We start from the raw sequence: 17,205 nt of genomic DNA, 5'->3' as shown, positions 1-17,205 counted from the left end.
GGTGTAGAATCGCGAGATTCATCGCCATTCATCCCCGGCGGGTTTATGAGCTCAGGCTGAGACCAGCGGCGATCCCGCAACGTCATCGGCAACATCAGGACACACGGCCATTTCTGAGTGTTCCAGACGTCAATAGAAGCTCACTCCCTTTTGATACCTGATTAGCCGCCCGGAGTGCTCCATGCCAGATTACCGCTCGAAAACATCCACCCACGGCCGCAACATGGCCGGCGCCCGCGCACTGTGGCGCGCCACCGGGATGAAAGATGACGACTTCAAGAAGCCGATCATCGCCATTGCCAACTCCTTCACCCAGTTCGTACCGGGTCACGTTCACCTGAAGGACCTGGGTCAACTGGTTGCCCGTGAGATCGAACGCGCTGGCGGCGTTGCAAAAGAATTCAACACCATCGCCGTGGACGACGGCATCGCCATGGGCCATGACGGCATGCTCTATTCGCTGCCGAGCCGCGAGATCATCGCCGACTCCGTCGAGTACATGGTCAACGCCCACTGCGCCGACGCCATCGTCTGCATCTCGAACTGCGACAAGATCACTCCCGGCATGCTGATGGCCGCACTGCGCCTGAACATCCCGGTGATCTTCGTTTCCGGTGGCCCGATGGAAGCCGGCAAGACCAAACTGGCCAGCCACGGTCTCGACCTCGTCGACGCCATGGTGATCGCCGCCGACTCCAGCGCTTCTGACGAGAAGGTTGCCGAGTACGAGCGCAGCGCCTGCCCGACCTGCGGTTCGTGCTCCGGCATGTTCACCGCCAACTCGATGAACTGCCTGACCGAAGCCCTGGGCCTCGCACTGCCGGGCAACGGTTCGACCCTGGCCACCCACAGCGACCGCGAACAACTGTTCCTGCAGGCCGGCCGCACCATTGTCGAGCTGTGCAAACGCTACTACGGCGAGAACGACGAATCGGTACTGCCGCGCAACATCGCCAACTTCAAGGCGTTCGAGAACGCGATGATGCTCGACATCGCCATGGGCGGTTCGACCAACACTATCCTGCACTTGCTGGCCGCGGCCCAGGAAGCCGAGATTGCGTTCGACCTGCGCGACATCGATCGCCTGTCGCGCGTTGTGCCGCAGCTGTGCAAGGTCGCGCCGAACATCCAGAAGTACCACATGGAAGACGTGCACCGCGCCGGCGGCATCTTCAGCATTCTCGGTTCGCTGGCCCGTGGCGGCCTGCTGCACACCGACCTGCCGACCGTGCACAGCCGCAGCATGGAAGAAGCCATCGCCAAGTGGGACATCACCCAGACCGACGATGAAGCCGTGCACCATTTCTTCAAGGCAGGCCCGGCCGGCATTCCGACGCAAACCGCGTTCAGCCAGTCGACCCGCTGGGAAACCCTGGACGACGACCGTGAAAACGGCTGCATCCGCAGCTTCGAACACGCCTATTCGAAAGAAGGCGGCCTGGCCGTGCTGTACGGCAACATCGCCCTGGACGGCTGCGTGGTGAAAACCGCCGGCGTCGACGAGTCGATCCACGTGTTCGAAGGCAACGCGAAGATCTTCGAAAGCCAGGACAGCGCCGTACGCGGCATCCTCGCCGACGAAGTGAAGGAAGGCGACATCGTCATCATTCGCTACGAAGGCCCGAAAGGCGGCCCGGGCATGCAGGAAATGCTCTACCCGACCTCGTACCTGAAATCCAAAGGCCTGGGCAAAGCCTGCGCCCTGCTGACCGACGGCCGTTTCTCCGGCGGCACTTCCGGTCTGTCCATCGGCCATGCTTCGCCAGAGGCTGCGGCCGGCGGCGCGATCGGTCTGGTGCAGGACGGCGACAAGGTGCTGATCGACATTCCGAACCGCTCGATCAACCTGTTGATCAGCGACGAAGAACTGGCGGCTCGCCGGGTCGAGCAGGACAAGAAAGGCTGGAAACCGGTCGAACAGCGTCCACGCAAAGTGACCACCGCCCTCAAGGCCTACGCCCTGCTGGCGACCAGCGCCGACAAGGGTGCCGTGCGCAACAAGGCGATGCTCGACGGGCTGTAAGCGTCAACTCGCAGAAACAAAAATGCCCCGCCAAGTGCGGGGCATTTTTTTGCCTTCAGTTTGATCGTAGAAAGGATTACTGGATTTCTTCCGGTTTGACGATCACCCAGTTCTTGTCCGCCGTCACCGGCAAGCCTTCTTTCGCCTGGGCCGCCGCGTGCTTGGCCATCATGCCCTGGATCTGGGTCATGTACTTGTCCTTGCGGTTGACCCACAAGTGAATGCCACCCTTGGCCACGTCCACATCGTGGAACAGCATGTAGCCGTCGCTGGTCGGCGTGTCGCCACCCACCAGTACCGGTTTTTTCCACTCGTCGATGTAGGTCAGGATTGCCGCGTGCTTGCCGGCCATCCAGGTCGCCGGAGTCCATAGATACGGGGTCAGTTCGAGGCCGAGGTTGGCTTTCTCGTCATACTTGCCGGCGGTGATCTGCTTGCGCGCGGTGGTCAGCTCGCCGGTTTCGCGGTTCTTCAGCAACGTGGTCACGCCGATCACGTTCTGCGGTTTGACGTTGTAGCCGTACTTCGGATCGGCCGCGACCATTCGCACCAGTTCTTCGGAAGCGGCGGTCATCACGTAGACCTCGATGCCGTTCTCCATCAGTTTGTTGTACAGCTCTTTCTGGCCAGTGAAGATCTTCGGCGGATTCACATCCAGGTTCTTGACCACGTCACCTTCGTAATAAGTCGCCGGCACCGGTTTGCCCGAGGCCATCAGCTCATCGACGTAGCCCTTGAGTTCCTTGAGGGTGAAGCCGGAAAACACCTGCGCGACCCATGGATAGCAGACCATGTCGTCGACTTCGCAGAGGCGGTAGTAGTAGCTGAACAGGCTTTCCTTGTGGTCGGCGGTGTCCTTGAACGGCATCAGTTTCAGGGAGGGGTCGAGCTTGTCTCGGGTGATCAGGCCCTTGTTTTCCATGAACGGCAGCAACGACTCTTCGAGGTCGTAGCGGTAACTGGTGTTGTCCATGTCGAACACCGCGTAGTTACCCTTGTTGGCGTTGGCGGCGATCATCGCATCCAGCGCCTTGGCCTGATCCACCGGCCAGTGTTTCAGGTCGGTGGCGAATGCCTGAGTGGCCAGGCCCATCCCCACAGTCAGTGCGACAGCCAGAAATTTCGGTGCAAACTTCATTGGCGCTTCTCCCTGGGTCAAAGAAATCGACGCTAACAAATAAATGTGACAGTCCCCGTCTGTCAGCGACCGTCCACGTCCGTTTCGCGCCAGCTGCATCCCCGAGAGCGACACCCGCTTATTCCAAAAACGACGGACGACCTTTGATTTCGGTATTAAATCATTGGAAATCAAACTGTTAGGCTTACCGGTTCGCAACAGCCCCGGAAGGTTGTTGGCACAGTCTTTTCTGGAGTCCTCATGAATCTGCCCCTGATTCTCAACTTGCTGGTGTTCCTCGCCCTGCTCTTCGGCCTGGCGCAAACCCGTCACACCACGTGGAGCCTGGCGAAAAAAGTCCTGCTCGCGCTGGTGCTGGGCGTGGCATTCGGCGTCGCGCTGCACACGATTTACGGTGCCGGCAACCCGGTGCTGAAAGCCTCGATCGGCTGGTTCGATCTGGTGGGCAACGGTTACGTGCAACTGCTGCAAATGATCGTGATCCCGCTGGTGTTCGCCTCGATCCTCAGCGCCGTGGCCCGTCTGCACAACGCCTCATCGCTGGGCAAGATCAGCTTCCTGACCATCGGCACGCTGCTGTTCACCACCGCGATTGCGGCGTTGATCGGTATCGGCCTGACCAACCTGTTCGGTCTGACCGCCGAAGGTCTGGTTGCCGGCACGCAGGAAATGGCCCGCCTGCAAACCATTCAGACCGACTACGCCGGCAAGGTCGCCGACCTGAATGTGCCGCAACTGCTGCTGTCGTTCATCCCGCAAAACCCGTTCGCCGACCTGGCGCGGGCCAAGCCGACCTCGATCATCAGCGTGGTGATTTTCGCTGCGTTCCTGGGGGTTGCCGCGCTGCAACTGCTCAAGGATGACGTCGAGAAAGGTCAGAAAGTGATCAACGCCATCGACACCCTGCAAGCCTGGGTAATGCGTCTGGTGCGTCTGGTGATGAAGCTGACCCCGTACGGCGTGCTGGCGCTGATGACCAAAGTGGTCGCCGGTTCCAACCTGCAGGACATCATCAAGCTCGGCAGTTTTGTGGTGGTGTCGTACCTCGGTCTGGGCCTGATGTTCGTGGTGCATGGCTTGCTGGTGTCGGCGGCCGGGATCAACCCGCTGCGCTTCTTCCGCAAGATCTGGCCGGTGCTGACCTTCGCGTTCACCAGCCGCTCCAGCGCGGCGAGCATTCCGCTGAGCATCGAAGCACAGACTCGTCGTCTGGGTATTCCGCAATCGGTGGCAAGCTTCGCCGCTTCGTTCGGTGCGACCATCGGCCAGAACGGTTGCGCCGGTCTGTACCCGGCAATGCTGGCGGTAATGGTTGCGCCAACCGTGGGCATCAACCCGCTGGATCCGCTGTGGATCGCGACGCTGGTGGCGATCGTAACCCTGAGTTCGGCCGGTGTGGCGGGCGTGGGTGGCGGTGCGACCTTCGCCGCGCTGATCGTGCTGCCGGCCATGGGCTTGCCGGTTTCGCTGGTGGCGTTGCTGATTTCGGTCGAGCCGCTGATCGACATGGGTCGTACGGCCCTGAACGTGAGCGGTTCGATCACCGCTGGCGCGATTACCAGCCAGGTGATGCAGCAGACCGACAAGGCACTGCTGGATGCCGATGAGCATGCGGAGCTTGCTCAGGCTTGATTGACGTTGTGGCGAGGGAGTGTGCTCCCTCGCCACAGATTCAGGCTTTTTCCCAGACTTCGAAGTTGTAAGCCGGTTTGTCGCCTTCAGCCGGATTCGGCACATCCGACACCAGTGTCCACTGGTTCACATCGAACTCCGGAAACCACGCATCGCCTTCCGGGCTCAGCGCCACACGGGTCAGATACAGACGATCCGCCTGCGCCAGCCCCTGCGCATACAATTGCGCCCCGCCAATCAGCATCAACTCGTCGACGCCCTGCTCTTTCGCCCATTCTTCGGCGCGAACCACGGCAGCTTCCAGCGACGGATAGACTTCCGCCCCTTCCAGCACCAGATCGGCCTGGCGGCTGACCACGATGTTCAAGCGCCCCGGCAACGGACGACCCAGCGAATCCCAGGTCTTGCGGCCCATGATGATCGGCTTGCCGAATGTCGTGGCCTTGAAGTATTTGAAGTCCCCTGGCAGGTGCCAGGGCATGCTGTTGTCGACGCCGATCACGCGGTTTTCACCGAGGGCTGCGATCAGGCTGAGAGGGAGTGATTTAGTCATGCCGGCGAGGATACCAGAGCCGCCCTTACCCCGATAAGCGCCACAGCGGTTATGCTCACGGCTCAATCAAGCAACGGGATGCCGCGTGACTGAACTGACTTCACTGCAAAACCTCTGGCTCACCGAAACCGTGCGCCTGCGCGAAGAACACGCAGGCCCGCTGGACGATCTGGAAGCCAATCGCCTGGCCCGCGCGGCCGGCGGCGATCTGCCGGGACGCATTCAACGCCGTGCCCTGTGGCTGGCCGAGCGCGACGGCCTGACCTCGGCGCTCAAGCACTGGCTGCAAGGCGCGCGTCTGGCGCTGGTGCTGCTGGCGATCTTCGCCGTGTTGAGCGGCGCCGGCCTGGCCTTCGCCGCACTGGGCCAGACGCCGGTCAATGTGTTCTGGGCCCTGGGCAGCCTGCTCGGGCTGAATCTGATTTTGCTGTTGAGCTGGGCGCTGGGGCTGATCTTCGCTGGCGAACATGGCGCCACCCTCGGCCGCTTGTGGCTGTGGCTCAGTGAAAAACTCGCCCGCGATGCCAAGGCGGCGCAACTGGCGCCGGCCCTGCTATTGATGCTGCAACGCCAGAAACTCAATCGCTGGGCGCTCGGCTCGCTGGTCAATGGCCTGTGGTTGCTGGCGATGTTCAGCGCGCTGGTTTTGCTGCTGACACTGATGGCGACCCGACGCTACGGCTTCGTCTGGGAAACCACGATTCTCAGTGCCGACACATTCATCAACATGACCCAGGCCCTCGGCGCATTACCGGCGTTACTGGGTTTCAACGTGCCGACCGTGGACATGATCCGCGCCAGCGGCGACACCGCGCTGAACATCGAAAGCGCCCGTCAGGCCTGGGCGACCTGGCTGGTCGGCGTGCTGGTGGTGTACGGCGTGTTGCCGCGCCTGCTGTTGGCGCTGTTCTGCTTCTGGCGCTGGAACAGCGGCAAAGCCGCATTGCGTCTGGACCTCAACCTGCCCGGTTACGCCCAACTGCGCGAACGCCTGATGCCGACCAGCGAACGCCTCGGCATCACCGACCCTGAGCCTGCGCAATTGCACCGCGTCGAAAGCAGCGTCGGCGAACACGCCAGCGAAGGCGCGTTGCTGGTGGCAATCGAACTCGACGATCAACACCCATGGCCGCCGACGCTGCCGAAAAACGTCAGCAACGCTGGCATCCTCGACAGTCGCGAATCGCGCAACAAACTGCTCGAACAACTCAGCCGCTTCCCGCCGGCGCGCCTCGCGATTGCCTGCGACCCACGGCGTTCGCCGGATCGCGGCAGCCTGGCGCTGATTGCAGAACTGGCGCGCAACGCCGCCGCGACACGCGTCTGGCTATTGCAGGCGCCGCAAGGTCAGGCGCTGGACGCCGAACGCCTCGGCGACTGGCACGCGGCGTTGCAACAGCTGGAGCTGCCGTTCGCCGATTGCGCCCCGTTGAACTGGCTGGAGCACGGACATGACTGATGCCTGGAAAGCGCCGCTGAAACTGGCGGTGGTCGGCCACACCAACGTCGGCAAGACTTCGCTGTTGCGCACCCTGACCCGCGACGTCGGTTTCGGCGAAGTCTCCCATCGCCCGAGCACCACGCGGCATGTCGAAGGCGCGCGGCTGTCGGTGGATGGCGAACCGTTGCTCGACCTCTATGACACGCCCGGCCTGGAAGACGCCATCGCCCTGCTGGATTTTCTCGAGCGTCTGGAACGCCCCGGCGAACGCCTCGACGGCCCGGCACGGCTGGCGCGATTTCTCGACGGCAGCGAGGCGCGCCAGCGTTTCGAACAGGAAGCCAAAGTCCTACGGCAACTGCTCGATTCCGATGCCGGCCTGTATGTGATCGACGCCCGCGAACCGGTGCTGGCCAAGTACCGCGACGAGCTGGAAGTGCTGGCCAGTTGCGGCAAACCGTTGCTGCCGGTGCTGAATTTCGTCAGCAGCGCCAACCACCGCGAACCGGACTGGCGCGAAGCACTGGCGCGTCTGGGCCTGCATGCGCTGGTGCGTTTCGACAGCGTCGCCCCGCCCGAAGATGGCGAGCGGCGGCTGTATGAAAGCCTCGCCCTGTTGCTGGAAAACGCCCGCCCACAACTTGAGCGTCTGATCGCCGATCAACAAGCGCAACGCGTCGCCCGTGAGCAAAGCGCCGCACGCCTGATCGCCGAGTTGCTGATCGACTGCGCCGCGTGCCGGCGCAGTGTGGCGAGCAACGCCGAACAGGAACAACAGGCCATCAGCGAATTGCGCAAAGCCGTACGCCAACGCGAACAACGCTGCGTCGAAGCGCTGCTCAAGCTCTACGCCTTCCGCCCGCAAGACGCCGCCGCCAGCGATCTGCCGTTGCTCGACGGGCGTTGGGGCGATGACCTGTTCAACCCAGAAACCCTCAAGCAACTGGGCGTGCGAGTCGGCGGCGGAATTGCCGCCGGTGCCGCAGCCGGTGCAGGTGTGGATTTGCTGGTCGGCGGCATCACCCTCGGCGCTGCCGCCCTGGCGGGTGCCATTGCCGGCGGCGCCCTGCAAACCGCCCGCAGCTATGGCAACCGCCTGCTGGGCAAAATCAAAGGGCAGCGAGAGCTGACGGTCGACGACAACGTGCTGCGCCTGCTGGCATTGCGTCAACGGCAACTGCTGCAAGCGCTGAATGCCCGCGGCCATGCGGCGCTGGACAGCATTCAGGTGGCCGCGCCGCAGGACAAGACCTGGCGCGAAGGCAAGTTGCCGGAGGCGCTGAACAAGGCGCGGGCGCATCCGCAATGGTCTTCGCTGAATCCGCATCCGAAGCTGAATCAGGCTGAGCGGCAGGAGCAGATTGAGTTGTTGGTCGGGAAGGTGCTTGAGCTGTAAATCCCCGCCCTCACCCAGTCGACAACAAAACTTCAGCCTTGCGCTTGAGAACGGCAAGATCCATCACCGGCACGGCCATCTCCTTCGCCAGCTCATCCCACTGACGCATCCTCAGACTGACGGCACACAACGGATCCTGCTCGAACGCATCCGCTTCAGCCTCAGTCATCACCCCGCCCTGATACTCCAGAGTGCGGCGGCTGGCCTCGCTCAAGCGCTCGTAATAGCCCGATTCCCTGAGCGTCAGATAACGCTTGGCCTGGACGTGATATTCCACCAGCCGCGCCAGGCGTTCGCTGAAGCCGGCCTCACGCAAATAGTCCGCGCCGAGGCGTTCGTGGCTGACCACGCCGTAACCGCCCATGTTTTCCGCGCCTTCGGCACACAAGTGGCCGATGTCGTGGAAGAACGCGGCGAGCACCACTTCGTCGTCGAAGCCTTCGGCGATGGCCAGTTGCGCCGCCTGGGACATGTGCTCGATCTGCGACACCGGCTCGCCGATGTAGTCGCTGGCGCCGAAGCGCTCATAGAGGCCGAACACCCGCTCGATGACTTGTTCGTGACTCAACATCAGTGCTCTCCAAAAAGCTGTGCAACATTGCGCTCGGCCATGGCCGGGCCGACGCTCATGCCGACGCCGCTGTGCATCAGCGCCACGCTCAGCCCCGGCGCCGGACGCAGGAACGAAAACGGCCCCGGCCCCCGGGAACCATAGACACCCTGCCAGCGCTCGACCACTTGCACCTTGCAGCCGAGGGTTTGTTCGGCCAGTTCGAGCATCCAGTTGTCGACCTGCTCGGCGTTGAACGGCGACGGATCGCTGCCGTAATGGTGCGAATCACCGATGATCAGTTCGCCATACGGCGTCGGGCTGATCAGCAGGTGAATACCGTTTTCCTGCAAGTGCGGTTGTTCGCGCAGGATTTGCGCCTGCACTGCGGCCGCTTCCGGCAGATCGGCGAAGGCGCCGTAATGCACGCAACTGAGGCCGGTGAGCAAGGCGTGTTGCAAGTCCAGGTCGATCTTCGGCCGGGCGCGGAGCATTTGCAGGCGGCAGATTTGCGGGTCGAGGGCGGCAATCGGCTCGGCCAGCAAGGTCTGATAATCGTGGCCGGAGCAGACAATGATCTGCTCGGCGGTAAAAATACCGGCAGTGCTTTGCAGGCGCCCAGGCTCGACGTCGCGCACCAGCGTCGAGACGTGAAACTCGACGTCGAGTTCGCGGCGCAGGTATTCGATCAGCGCCGGAATCGCTTCCCGGGAATACAGCTGTTGATCGTCCATTCCGTGCAGCGCGGCGCGGTGATGGCTGAACTGGCCGCCATACAGATCACGCAACGCGGCACCGCGCAGCAGTTCGACGCGGTAGTCGTGCTCCACGGCGCGTCCGGCGCAGAAGGCTTCGAGCAAGTGCTCTTCGGCCTCGGTGCGGGCGAAGAGGTACGAGCCGTTGCTCTTGAGTTGCAGGCCGGCGAGCTGTGCCCACTGGCCCCAGATGTCGCGGCTGGCCTTGGCCAGTTCCAGCATCGGGCCCGGTGGCTGGCCGGTGACCAGTGCCTGGCCGAAGTTGCGGACCGACGCACCAATGGGCGTGGCGGTGCGTTCGAAAACCGTGACCTTGAGGCCGCGTCGCGCGGCGGCATAGGCGTGGGACAGGCCCAGAATGCCGGCGCCTATGATGTGCAGGTCTTTGTGTTGAGTCATTTACAGGTGCTCTGAATGCGAGACCGCCATCGCTGGCAAGCCAGCTCCCACATTGGCCGGTGTGAAACACACATTGTGTGAACACCGCCAAACCTGTGGGAGCTGGCTTGCCAGCGAAGGGGCCCTGTCAGTCGATGAAGATCTTACTTGGCAGCGACTTTCTCGGACTTGCCGTCATAGCGCTTGCGCCATTCGGTCAGGATTTCGTCGCGGTTCTTCGAGGCCCAGGCAAAGTCGTTCTTGATCAGGCGCTGCTCGTAGTCGGCCGGCAGTTCGGTCTGCGGCTTGGCGATACCCGGCTGGGCGAGGACGGCGAAGTTTTCCTTGTACAGATCCATCGCCGGGGCGCTGGCGGAGAAGTCGGCCAGTTTCTTCGCGGCTTCTTCATGCGGCGTGCCTTTGATCACGGCAGTCGCCTCGATCTCCCAGCCCAGGCCTTCCTTCGGCAGGATGATGTCCAGCGGCGCACCTTGGCGCTTCAGCTGAACGGCCGGGTATTCGAAGGAAATCCCGATCGGGAATTCGCCCGCCGCCGCCAGTTTGCAAGGCTTGGACCCGGAGTGAACGTACTGGCCGATGTTCTGGTGCAGACCGTCCATGTAGGCCCAGCCCTGTTTCTCGCCGAAGGTTTGCAGCCAGGCGCTGACGTCGAGGAAACCGGTGCCGGACGAAGCCGGATTCGGCATCACGATCTTGCCTTTGTACTCAGGCTTGGTCAGGTCCTGCCAGCTCACCGGTTTGGTCAGGCCCTGCTTTTCGGCCTCGACGGTGTTGAAGCAAATGGTTGCGGCCCAGACGTCCATGCCGACCCAGGCTGGCGGGTTGGCGGCATCACGGTAGTTCGCGCCGATCTTGCCCAGATCCTTCGGTGCATAGCTTTGCAGCATGCCTTGCTGATCGAGGATCGCCAGGCTCGACGCCGCCAGGCCCCACACCGCGTCAGCCTGCGGGCGGTCCTTCTCGGCCAGCAGTTTGGCGGTGATGATCCCGGTGGAGTCGCGCACCCACTTGATCTCGACGTCCGGGTTGGCCTTTTCGAAGGCCTCTTTGTAGGACTTCAACTGTTCGGCTTCGAGGGCGGTGTACACCGTCAACTCGGTTTTTGCCGCGAAGGCATTCAGGCTGAAAGTAGCGAGCACAGCAGCGGCCAGGGCCATAGGCTTGAACATGATCGTTTTCCTGTAGGTGAGTTGAGGCAATAGGGACAAGTCGTGGATCAGTGGCCGGGCGCCGTTTGCCGCCAGGCCTGGGAACGGCGCAGCAAGCCGCGCGAAGCCCACGCCAGCAGCAAGGACACGCCCGCCGAGGTGAACAGAATCAGGGTCGACATCGCCGCCGCGCCGCCGACGTTGCCGGCGTCATCCATGTTCAGCACCGCCACCGCCGCGAGGATGGTGTCGGGGCTATAGAGGAAGATCGCCGCCGACACGGTGGTCATGGCCGAGACGAACAGGTAGCGCACGATGTCCAGCAGCGCCGGCAGGCAGATCGGCACGGTGACCCGCAGGTAGTGCCGGTACAGCGGCGCCTTGAGCGACAGCGCGGCGGCCTCGAACTCGGCGTCGAGCTGACGCAGCGCGGTGGTGGCGGTCATCTGCGCGGTGGTCAAATAGTGAGCAATGGTGCAGACGATCAGCAGGGTCATGGTCCCGTACAGCACATGCAACGGGTTGCCGGTCAGGTTGAAAAAGAAGACGTAACCCAGACCCAGCACCAGCCCCGGCACCGCCATCGGTACGAAACTGAGCATGCGCAGCGTCAGATTCAGCCCGCGCTGGCTGCGGGTCTTTTCCATCAGGTAGGCGCCGGTGAAAATCAGCACACTGCCGATCAACGCCGTGCCCAGCGCCATCTTCAGACTGTTGCCATAGGCCAGCCAGCCACCGCCGGCGGTCTCGTTGAACTGATAGTGGTTGAGCGACAGCGACAGGTTGTACGGCCAGAACTTCACCAGCGACGAGAACACCGCCATACCGAACACCAGCAGCAGCGCGGCGCTGATCAGCAGGACCACGCTGAGATAAAAGGCATCGCGCTTCTTCGACGGCGCCGGTTTGAACACCTGGGCGCGGCCGCTCATGGAGTCGCCGTGACGCCGGCGCAGCCAGGCATCGACGCCGAAACTGAACAGCGCCGGCAGCAGCAGGACCATGCCGATCAACGCGCCGCGACCGAATTGCTGCTGGCCGACCACCGCTTTGTAGGCTTCCAGCGCCAGCACCTGATAGTCGCCTCCGACCACCACCGGCACACCGAAATCGGTGATGGTCAGGGTGAACACCAGACAGAACGCGGCGAACACGGCCTGGCGAGTCGCCGGCCAAGTAATACTGCGGAAGGCTTTCGCAGGGCTCGCACCCATGCTCGACGCAGCGTCGAACAGTCGCGCATCCGCCAGCGACAGGGCTGACAGCAAAATCATCAAGGCGTGTGGGAAGGTGTAGATCACCTCACCCAGAACAATCCCCCAGAAACCGTAGATGTTGTCCGACAGCAGCCCGCGCAACATGCCCTGATTGCCGAACAGATACACCAGCGCAATCCCCGGCAGCATCGACGGCGCCATCAGCGGCAGCAGGGAGATCCCGCGCCAGATGCCTTTTGCCGGAATCAACGTGCGCTGCAAGGCGTAGGCAAACAGGTAGGCCAGCGGTACGACGATGGCCGCGACGCTGAGGGAAACCTTCAGGCTGTTGCCGAGCAACCAGTGGAAGTTGTCGCTGGTCACCAGCTCCTTGGCGGCGAGCCAGCCACCGCCCTGACCGGCTTCGCTGCTGAAACCGCGCCAGAAGATCGCCAGCAATGGCAACAGCACCGCCACACCGAGCAGCACCAGCAGCAGGAGTTTGCCGCCGAGGACGAAGATCCGGTCGCCGACCTCGGCCCCGGACACCTGCCGCGCCTGCTTTTGCGGTAGCGGCAGTGCGAGGTTGCTGTTCATCAGGCAAACACCTGCAGGCTGCGTGGCGGCAAGGCGACCATGATCTGCTGGGCGCCCAGGCGTGGCATGGCTTCCGGCGCCAGTTCAGCGAGCAAGGCATGGCCTGGCAGTTGATCGAGTTCGAAGCTCATGCGGCAGCGGTTACCGAGGAAAGTGATCTCGCGAACCTTGGCCGGGAACAGGTTTTCTTCGTGCACCAGTGGATTGACGTTGATCGCTTCCGGGCGGCAGAACAGCCGGCCCGACGGGCTGTGGACGCTGCCGTCGGCCAGGCGCAGGTTCATCCCGCCGACCTTGGCGTGGCTGTCGCTGCTGCGCTGGAACGGCAGCCAGTTGCCCTGGCCGACGAACTCGGCCACGAACGGCGTGGCCGGGCGGTTGTAGATTTCCTGCGGGGTGGCGTACTGCTCGACCTTGCCGTTGTTCATCACGGCGATGCGGTCGGCCATCAGCATGGCTTCGTCCTGATTGTGGGTAACCATCAGGGTGGTGATGCCGAGGTTGCGTTGCAGTTGGCGCAGCTCGGTGCACAGATGCTCGCGAACCCGGGCGTCGAGGGCCGACATCGGTTCGTCGAGCAATAGCAGCGATGGCGCGGGGGCCAGGGCGCGGGCCAATGCGACCCGTTGCTGCTGGCCGCCGGACAACTGGCCCGGGTACTTTTTCTCACTGCCGGTGAGGCCGACCAGTTCCAGCATCTGACCGACTCGACGGCGTGCTTCATCGCGACCGCTGCCCGCGAGGCCGTAGGCAATGTTCGCTTCGACGGTCAGATTGGGAAACAGCGCGTAGGACTGGAACAGGATGCCGTAGTCCCGAGCCTGCGGGGCGAGGTGGGAAACGTCGCGCTCGCCGAGGTACAACTCGCCGCTGTCCTGTTTCTCCAGACCGGCGATGCAACGCAGCAGCGTGGTCTTGCCGCAGCCCGACGGGCCAAGCAGGCACACCAGCTCACCGGCCGCGACATCGAGGGAAACGTTATCCAGCGCCGTGAAGGCGCCGAAGCGCTTCTGCACGCCGCGCACTTTCATCGGTGCGCCGGGGTTGGTCAGGGCAGTTGCGATTGCAGGGTTCATGGAAAGGCCTCATCAAGCAGATGAGACGAATCCTAGAGTTGTAATGCGTCGGTCATATGGCAACAAGGCAAAATCGACCGATAGTGGTATTCAGGGATTTTGGTTGATCAGGCCGGGGACATTTCCTGCGCCAGTCCGAGAAACGCTGCCGGCAAGCGCGCGTTCTTGCGTTCCTTGAGGCAGTAGAGATATTCGGGAATCTGCGGCGCATTTTCGAGCGTCAGCACCCGCAACTGCGGATCGTGCGGCACTTCCTGGCGGGCGATGATGCTGATGCCGATGTTGCGCAGCACCGCCTCGCGGATCGATTCGCGGCTGCCGATCTCCAGCAACGGGCCGAAACTGACCCCGGCGCTGGCCAGCAATTCTTCGGTGAGGCGACGGGTGGTCGAGCCGGATTCACGCATCAGCAAGGTATGCCCGGCCAGCGCACTCAGCGTCACATGGTCGTGCGCCGCCAGCGGGTGATTGCGATGCACCGCCAGCACCAGCGGATCGCTGCCCAACACCCGACGGATCAGCCGTGCATCGTCGAGCAATTGCGACGACGCCGCGACATCCACCCGGTAATCCTCCAGCGCTTCGAGCACCTGCTGCGAGTTGCCGATTTCCACCGACACTTCCACCTGCGGCAGACGCTCGCGGAAGGTCTTCACCAGATCGAGGATGTAATACGGCGCGGTGGCGGCAATGCGCAGCGTGCCCTGCACCTGGCCGCTGTTGCGCAGGAAGAACTCGATATCGGCCTCCTGTTGCAACAGCGCCTTGACCATCGGCAACAGCCGCGCGCCTTCGTCGCTGACACTCAAGCGCCGGCCGCCACGGTAGAACAGCTCCACCGAATACTGGCTTTCCAGATTCCGGATCTGAGTGGTCACGGTCGGTTGGCTGAGGCCGAGCTTTTTCGCCGCCAGCGTGATGCTGCCCAGGCGGGCCACCATGTAAAACGCTTTCAGCTCGGCACTCAGCACAACCGTCCCTCTTCCTCTATTTGCGCAACAGGCGCAAACCGTTGAACACCACCAGCAGGCTTACGCCCATGTCGGCAAACACCGCCATCCACATGGTGGCGAGCCCGGCGAAGGTTACCCCAAGAAAGATCGCTTTGATCACCAGCGCCAGCGCGATGTTCTGTTTCAGGATAGCGGCGGTATGGCGCGACAGGCTGATGAAGGCCGGAATCTTGCGTAGATCGTCGTCCATCAGGGCGACATCGGCGGTTTCAATCGCCGTATCGGTACCGGCCGCCGCCATGGCGAAACCGATCTCCGCCCGCGCCAGTGCCGGCGCGTCGTTGATGCCGTCGCCGACCATGCCGACCCGACGGCCCTGCGCATACAGGTCTTCGATGGCTTGCAATTTGTCGGTTGGCAACAGGTCGCCCTTGGCCTGATCGATCCCGACCTGCGCCGCAATCGCCTGCGCGGTGTGGACGTTGTCGCCGGTGAGCATCAGGGTTTTCACGCCCAGATCGTGCAGTTGGCGGATCGCTTCGCGGCTGGTTTCCTTGACCGTGTCGGCCACGGCGAACAGCGCCAGCGGGCCGGAGCTGTCGAGCAGCAACACCACGGACTTGCCCTGTTTCTCCAGCGCGAACAGTTTTTCTTCCAGTTGCGGCGAGCACAGGCCCAGTTCTTCAACCAGACGGTGGTTGCCCAGGTGGTAGGCCTGACCGTTGATCTCACCTTTCACACCCCGCCCGGCCAACGCTTCGAAGTTATCCACAACCAGCGTCGCGAAACCTTTATCCACAGCCGCATTGGCGATGGCCAGCGACACCGGGTGATCGGAGCGCCCGGCCAGCGCGACGGCAATCGCCGGGGCCGTGGCGTCGGCGGTCGGGTCGAGGGACAGGTAATCGGTCTGCACCGGTTTGCCGTGGGTGATGGTGCCGGTCTTGTCGAGGGCCAGATAGTCGAGCTTGAATCCGCCCTCCAGGTACACGCCGCCCTTGACCAGAATGCCTTTGCGCGCCGCTGCGGCAAGGCCGCTGACGATGGTCACCGGAGTGGAAATCACCAGCGCACACGGGCAAGCGACCACCAGCAGCACCAGCGCGCGGTAAATCCAGTCGAACCACGCGGCGCCCATGAACAGCGGCGGGATGATCGCCACGGCCAGCGCCAGGACGAAGACCACCGGGGTATAGATTTTCGAGAATTGATCGACGAAACGCTGGGTCGGCGCCCGCGCGCCTTGCGCCTGTTCCACGGCGTGGATGATCCGCGCCAGGGTGGAATTGTTGGCCGCAGCGGTCACCGCATATTCCAGCGAACCGGCCTGGTTGATAGTGCCCGCAAAGACCTTGTCGCCGACGGTTTTCTCCACCGGCAGGCTTTCGCCGGTGATCGGCGCCTGATCGATGGTCGAACTGCCGCTGACGACCTCACCGTCCAGCGCGATGCGCTCGCCGGGTTTCACCCGCACACGGGCGCCGAGATCGATGTTTTTGACGTCCAGTTCGACCCAGTTGCCGTCCGCCTGCAACACAGTGGCCTGCTCTGGCGTCATCTGCATCAGACCGCTGATGGCGTTGCGTGCGCGATCCAGCGAGCGCGCTTCGATCAGCTCGGCCACGGTGAACAGGAACATCACCATCGCCGCTTCCGGCCATTGGCCGATCAACACGGCGCCGGTCACGGCGATGCTCATCAGGGCGTTAATGTTGAGGTTGCGGTTCTTCAGGGCGATCCAGCCCTTTTTGTAGGTGGTGAGGCCGCCGCTGAGGATCGAGATCAGCGCGATGATCGCCACCACCCAGGTCGGGGCGGCGCTGGTGAAGTGGATCACTTCGGCAGCAAGCGCACCGACGCCGGACAGCGCCAGCGGCCACCAGTGTTTTTTCACCGGCGCTGCGACCGGCGCATCTACGCCCGCCTCCAGCGGCTCGGCCTGCATGCCGAGGGATTTGATCGCGTCGATGATCGGCGCGGTGTCCGGCAGATTGTGAGTCACGCCAAGCACGCGGTTGATCAGGTTGAATTCCAGCTGCTGGATCCCGGCCAGTTTGCCGAGCTTGTTCTGGATCAGCGTCTGTTCGGTCGGGCAGTCCATCGCCTCGATGCGGAAGCTACTCAGCCGGGCGTCGGCGCTTTTCGCCTCACTCAGTTGCACCAGCGAAGGCGCGGCGGCTTTCGACGAGCAGCAGGAATCTTCACTCGAATGAACCGGCGCCGGCGCAACGGTTTTCGACCCGCAGCAGGAGTCGTCGGCGTGGGCATGTTTATGCACAGGCTGCAGTTTGTGACTGTGGTCGTGCCCGTCGCCGGGCTTGTTGGTGTGCAGGGAATCGCTCATTGGT

General features: G+C 62.9%; 13 protein-coding genes. 4 read left to right on the top strand and 9 right to left on the bottom strand.

Annotated features, from left to right (window positions below; genetic code table 11):
- The first annotated feature begins 181 nt into the window (after positions 1–181).
- Positions 182–2,023 carry a dihydroxy-acid dehydratase gene (gene ilvD / locus M5G18_RS21820; RefSeq protein ID WP_007953430.1) on the top strand — a complete coding sequence of 614 codons (1,842 nt, stop codon included), beginning with the start codon at positions 182–184 and terminating at the stop codon, positions 2,021–2,023.
- A gap of 76 nt (positions 2,024–2,099) precedes the next feature.
- On the opposite strand, the gene M5G18_RS21815 is transcribed toward ilvD, so the two are convergent.
- Positions 2,100–3,161: an HAD family hydrolase gene (locus M5G18_RS21815; RefSeq protein ID WP_273896161.1), complete on the bottom strand. Its 1,062-nt coding sequence runs from the start codon at positions 3,159–3,161 to the stop codon at positions 2,100–2,102.
- 240 nt (positions 3,162–3,401) lie between these two features.
- On the opposite strand from M5G18_RS21815, the gene M5G18_RS21810 reads away from it, so the two are divergent.
- A complete protein-coding gene (locus M5G18_RS21810) occupies positions 3,402–4,793 on the top strand; it encodes an L-cystine transporter (protein ID WP_064600151.1) in 1,392 nt (463 codons plus the stop codon).
- 40 nt (positions 4,794–4,833) lie between these two features.
- On the opposite strand, the gene M5G18_RS21805 is transcribed toward M5G18_RS21810, so the two are convergent.
- A complete protein-coding gene (locus M5G18_RS21805) occupies positions 4,834–5,346 on the bottom strand; it encodes a dihydrofolate reductase (protein ID WP_273896160.1) in 513 nt (170 codons plus the stop codon).
- Positions 5,347–5,431: 85 nt separating this feature from the next.
- Here M5G18_RS21805 and M5G18_RS21800 point away from each other — a divergent pair, with 85 nt between their 5' ends.
- Both M5G18_RS21800 and M5G18_RS21795 read left to right on the top strand, forming a co-directional pair.
- A complete protein-coding gene (locus M5G18_RS21800) occupies positions 5,432–6,805 on the top strand; it encodes a DUF2868 domain-containing protein (protein ID WP_273896159.1) in 1,374 nt (457 codons plus the stop codon).
- Positions 6,798–8,183: a GTPase/DUF3482 domain-containing protein gene (locus tag M5G18_RS21795; RefSeq protein ID WP_273896158.1), complete on the top strand. Its 1,386-nt coding sequence runs from the start codon at positions 6,798–6,800 to the stop codon at positions 8,181–8,183. Before M5G18_RS21800 ends, M5G18_RS21795 begins: the two co-directional genes overlap by 8 nt.
- 10 nt (positions 8,184–8,193) lie before the next feature.
- On the opposite strand, the gene M5G18_RS21790 is transcribed toward M5G18_RS21795, so the two are convergent.
- The 7 genes from M5G18_RS21790 to M5G18_RS21760 form a co-directional block, all read right to left on the bottom strand.
- Positions 8,194–8,754: a phosphonate degradation HD-domain oxygenase gene (locus M5G18_RS21790; protein WP_273896157.1), complete on the bottom strand. Its 561-nt coding sequence runs from the start codon at positions 8,752–8,754 to the stop codon at positions 8,194–8,196.
- Positions 8,754–9,887 (bottom strand): TIGR03364 family FAD-dependent oxidoreductase, encoded by a 1,134-nt coding sequence (locus tag M5G18_RS21785; RefSeq protein WP_273896156.1) that lies wholly within the window; start codon positions 9,885–9,887, stop codon positions 8,754–8,756. Before M5G18_RS21785 ends, M5G18_RS21790 begins: the two co-directional genes overlap by 1 nt.
- 143 nt (positions 9,888–10,030) lie before the next feature.
- On the bottom strand, positions 10,031–11,056 hold the full coding sequence (locus tag M5G18_RS21780) for a putative 2-aminoethylphosphonate ABC transporter substrate-binding protein (RefSeq protein WP_064600170.1): 1,026 nt from the start codon (positions 11,054–11,056) through the stop codon (positions 10,031–10,033).
- Between the two features lie 47 nt (positions 11,057–11,103).
- Positions 11,104–12,828: a putative 2-aminoethylphosphonate ABC transporter permease subunit gene (locus M5G18_RS21775; protein ID WP_192562750.1), complete on the bottom strand. Its 1,725-nt coding sequence runs from the start codon at positions 12,826–12,828 to the stop codon at positions 11,104–11,106.
- Positions 12,828–13,904, bottom strand: a complete 1,077-nt coding sequence (locus M5G18_RS21770) for a putative 2-aminoethylphosphonate ABC transporter ATP-binding protein (protein ID WP_273896155.1) — start codon at positions 13,902–13,904, stop codon at positions 12,828–12,830. The genes M5G18_RS21775 and M5G18_RS21770 overlap by 1 nt, the downstream gene beginning before the upstream one ends.
- Positions 13,905–14,011: 107 nt before the next feature.
- Complete coding sequence (locus tag M5G18_RS21765) at positions 14,012–14,875, bottom strand: LysR family transcriptional regulator (protein ID WP_007953452.1); 864 nt, start codon at positions 14,873–14,875, stop codon at positions 14,012–14,014.
- A 16-nt stretch (positions 14,876–14,891) separates the two neighbouring features.
- Positions 14,892–17,201, bottom strand: coding sequence for a heavy metal translocating P-type ATPase (locus tag M5G18_RS21760; RefSeq protein WP_273896154.1), 2,310 nt, complete (start codon positions 17,199–17,201; stop codon positions 14,892–14,894).
- Between the last annotated feature and the right edge of the window lie 4 nt (positions 17,202–17,205).

The sequence above is a fragment of the Pseudomonas aphyarum genome (genome assembly GCF_028657055.1).
Taxonomy (GTDB): Bacteria; Pseudomonadota; Gammaproteobacteria; order Pseudomonadales; family Pseudomonadaceae; genus Aquipseudomonas; species Aquipseudomonas aphyarum.
The sequence above is the reverse complement of the archived record's forward strand: the minus strand, read 5'-3'. Positions and strand labels throughout refer to the sequence as shown.

Bases quoted from the DNA above. Each gene is read 5' to 3' on its own strand.
- M5G18_RS21780 (WP_064600170.1), bottom strand. From the start codon at position 11,056: ATGTTCAAGCCTATGGCCCTGGCCGCTGCTGTGCTCGCTACTTTCAGC.
- M5G18_RS21770 (WP_273896155.1), bottom strand. From the start codon at position 13,904: ATGAACCCTGCAATCGCAACTGCCCTGACCAACCCCGGCGCACCGATG.
- ilvD (WP_007953430.1), top strand. From the start codon at position 182: ATGCCAGATTACCGCTCGAAAACATCCACCCACGGCCGCAACATGGCC.
- M5G18_RS21760 (WP_273896154.1), bottom strand. From the start codon at position 17,201: ATGAGCGATTCCCTGCACACCAACAAGCCCGGCGACGGGCACGACCAC.
- M5G18_RS21795 (WP_273896158.1), top strand. From the start codon at position 6,798: ATGACTGATGCCTGGAAAGCGCCGCTGAAACTGGCGGTGGTCGGCCAC.
- M5G18_RS21810 (WP_064600151.1), top strand. From the start codon at position 3,402: ATGAATCTGCCCCTGATTCTCAACTTGCTGGTGTTCCTCGCCCTGCTC.
- M5G18_RS21775 (WP_192562750.1), bottom strand. From the start codon at position 12,828: ATGAACAGCAACCTCGCACTGCCGCTACCGCAAAAGCAGGCGCGGCAG.
- M5G18_RS21790 (WP_273896157.1), bottom strand. From the start codon at position 8,754: ATGTTGAGTCACGAACAAGTCATCGAGCGGGTGTTCGGCCTCTATGAG.
- M5G18_RS21785 (WP_273896156.1), bottom strand. From the start codon at position 9,887: ATGACTCAACACAAAGACCTGCACATCATAGGCGCCGGCATTCTGGGC.
- M5G18_RS21805 (WP_273896160.1), bottom strand. From the start codon at position 5,346: ATGACTAAATCACTCCCTCTCAGCCTGATCGCAGCCCTCGGTGAAAAC.
- M5G18_RS21815 (WP_273896161.1), bottom strand. From the start codon at position 3,161: ATGAAGTTTGCACCGAAATTTCTGGCTGTCGCACTGACTGTGGGGATG.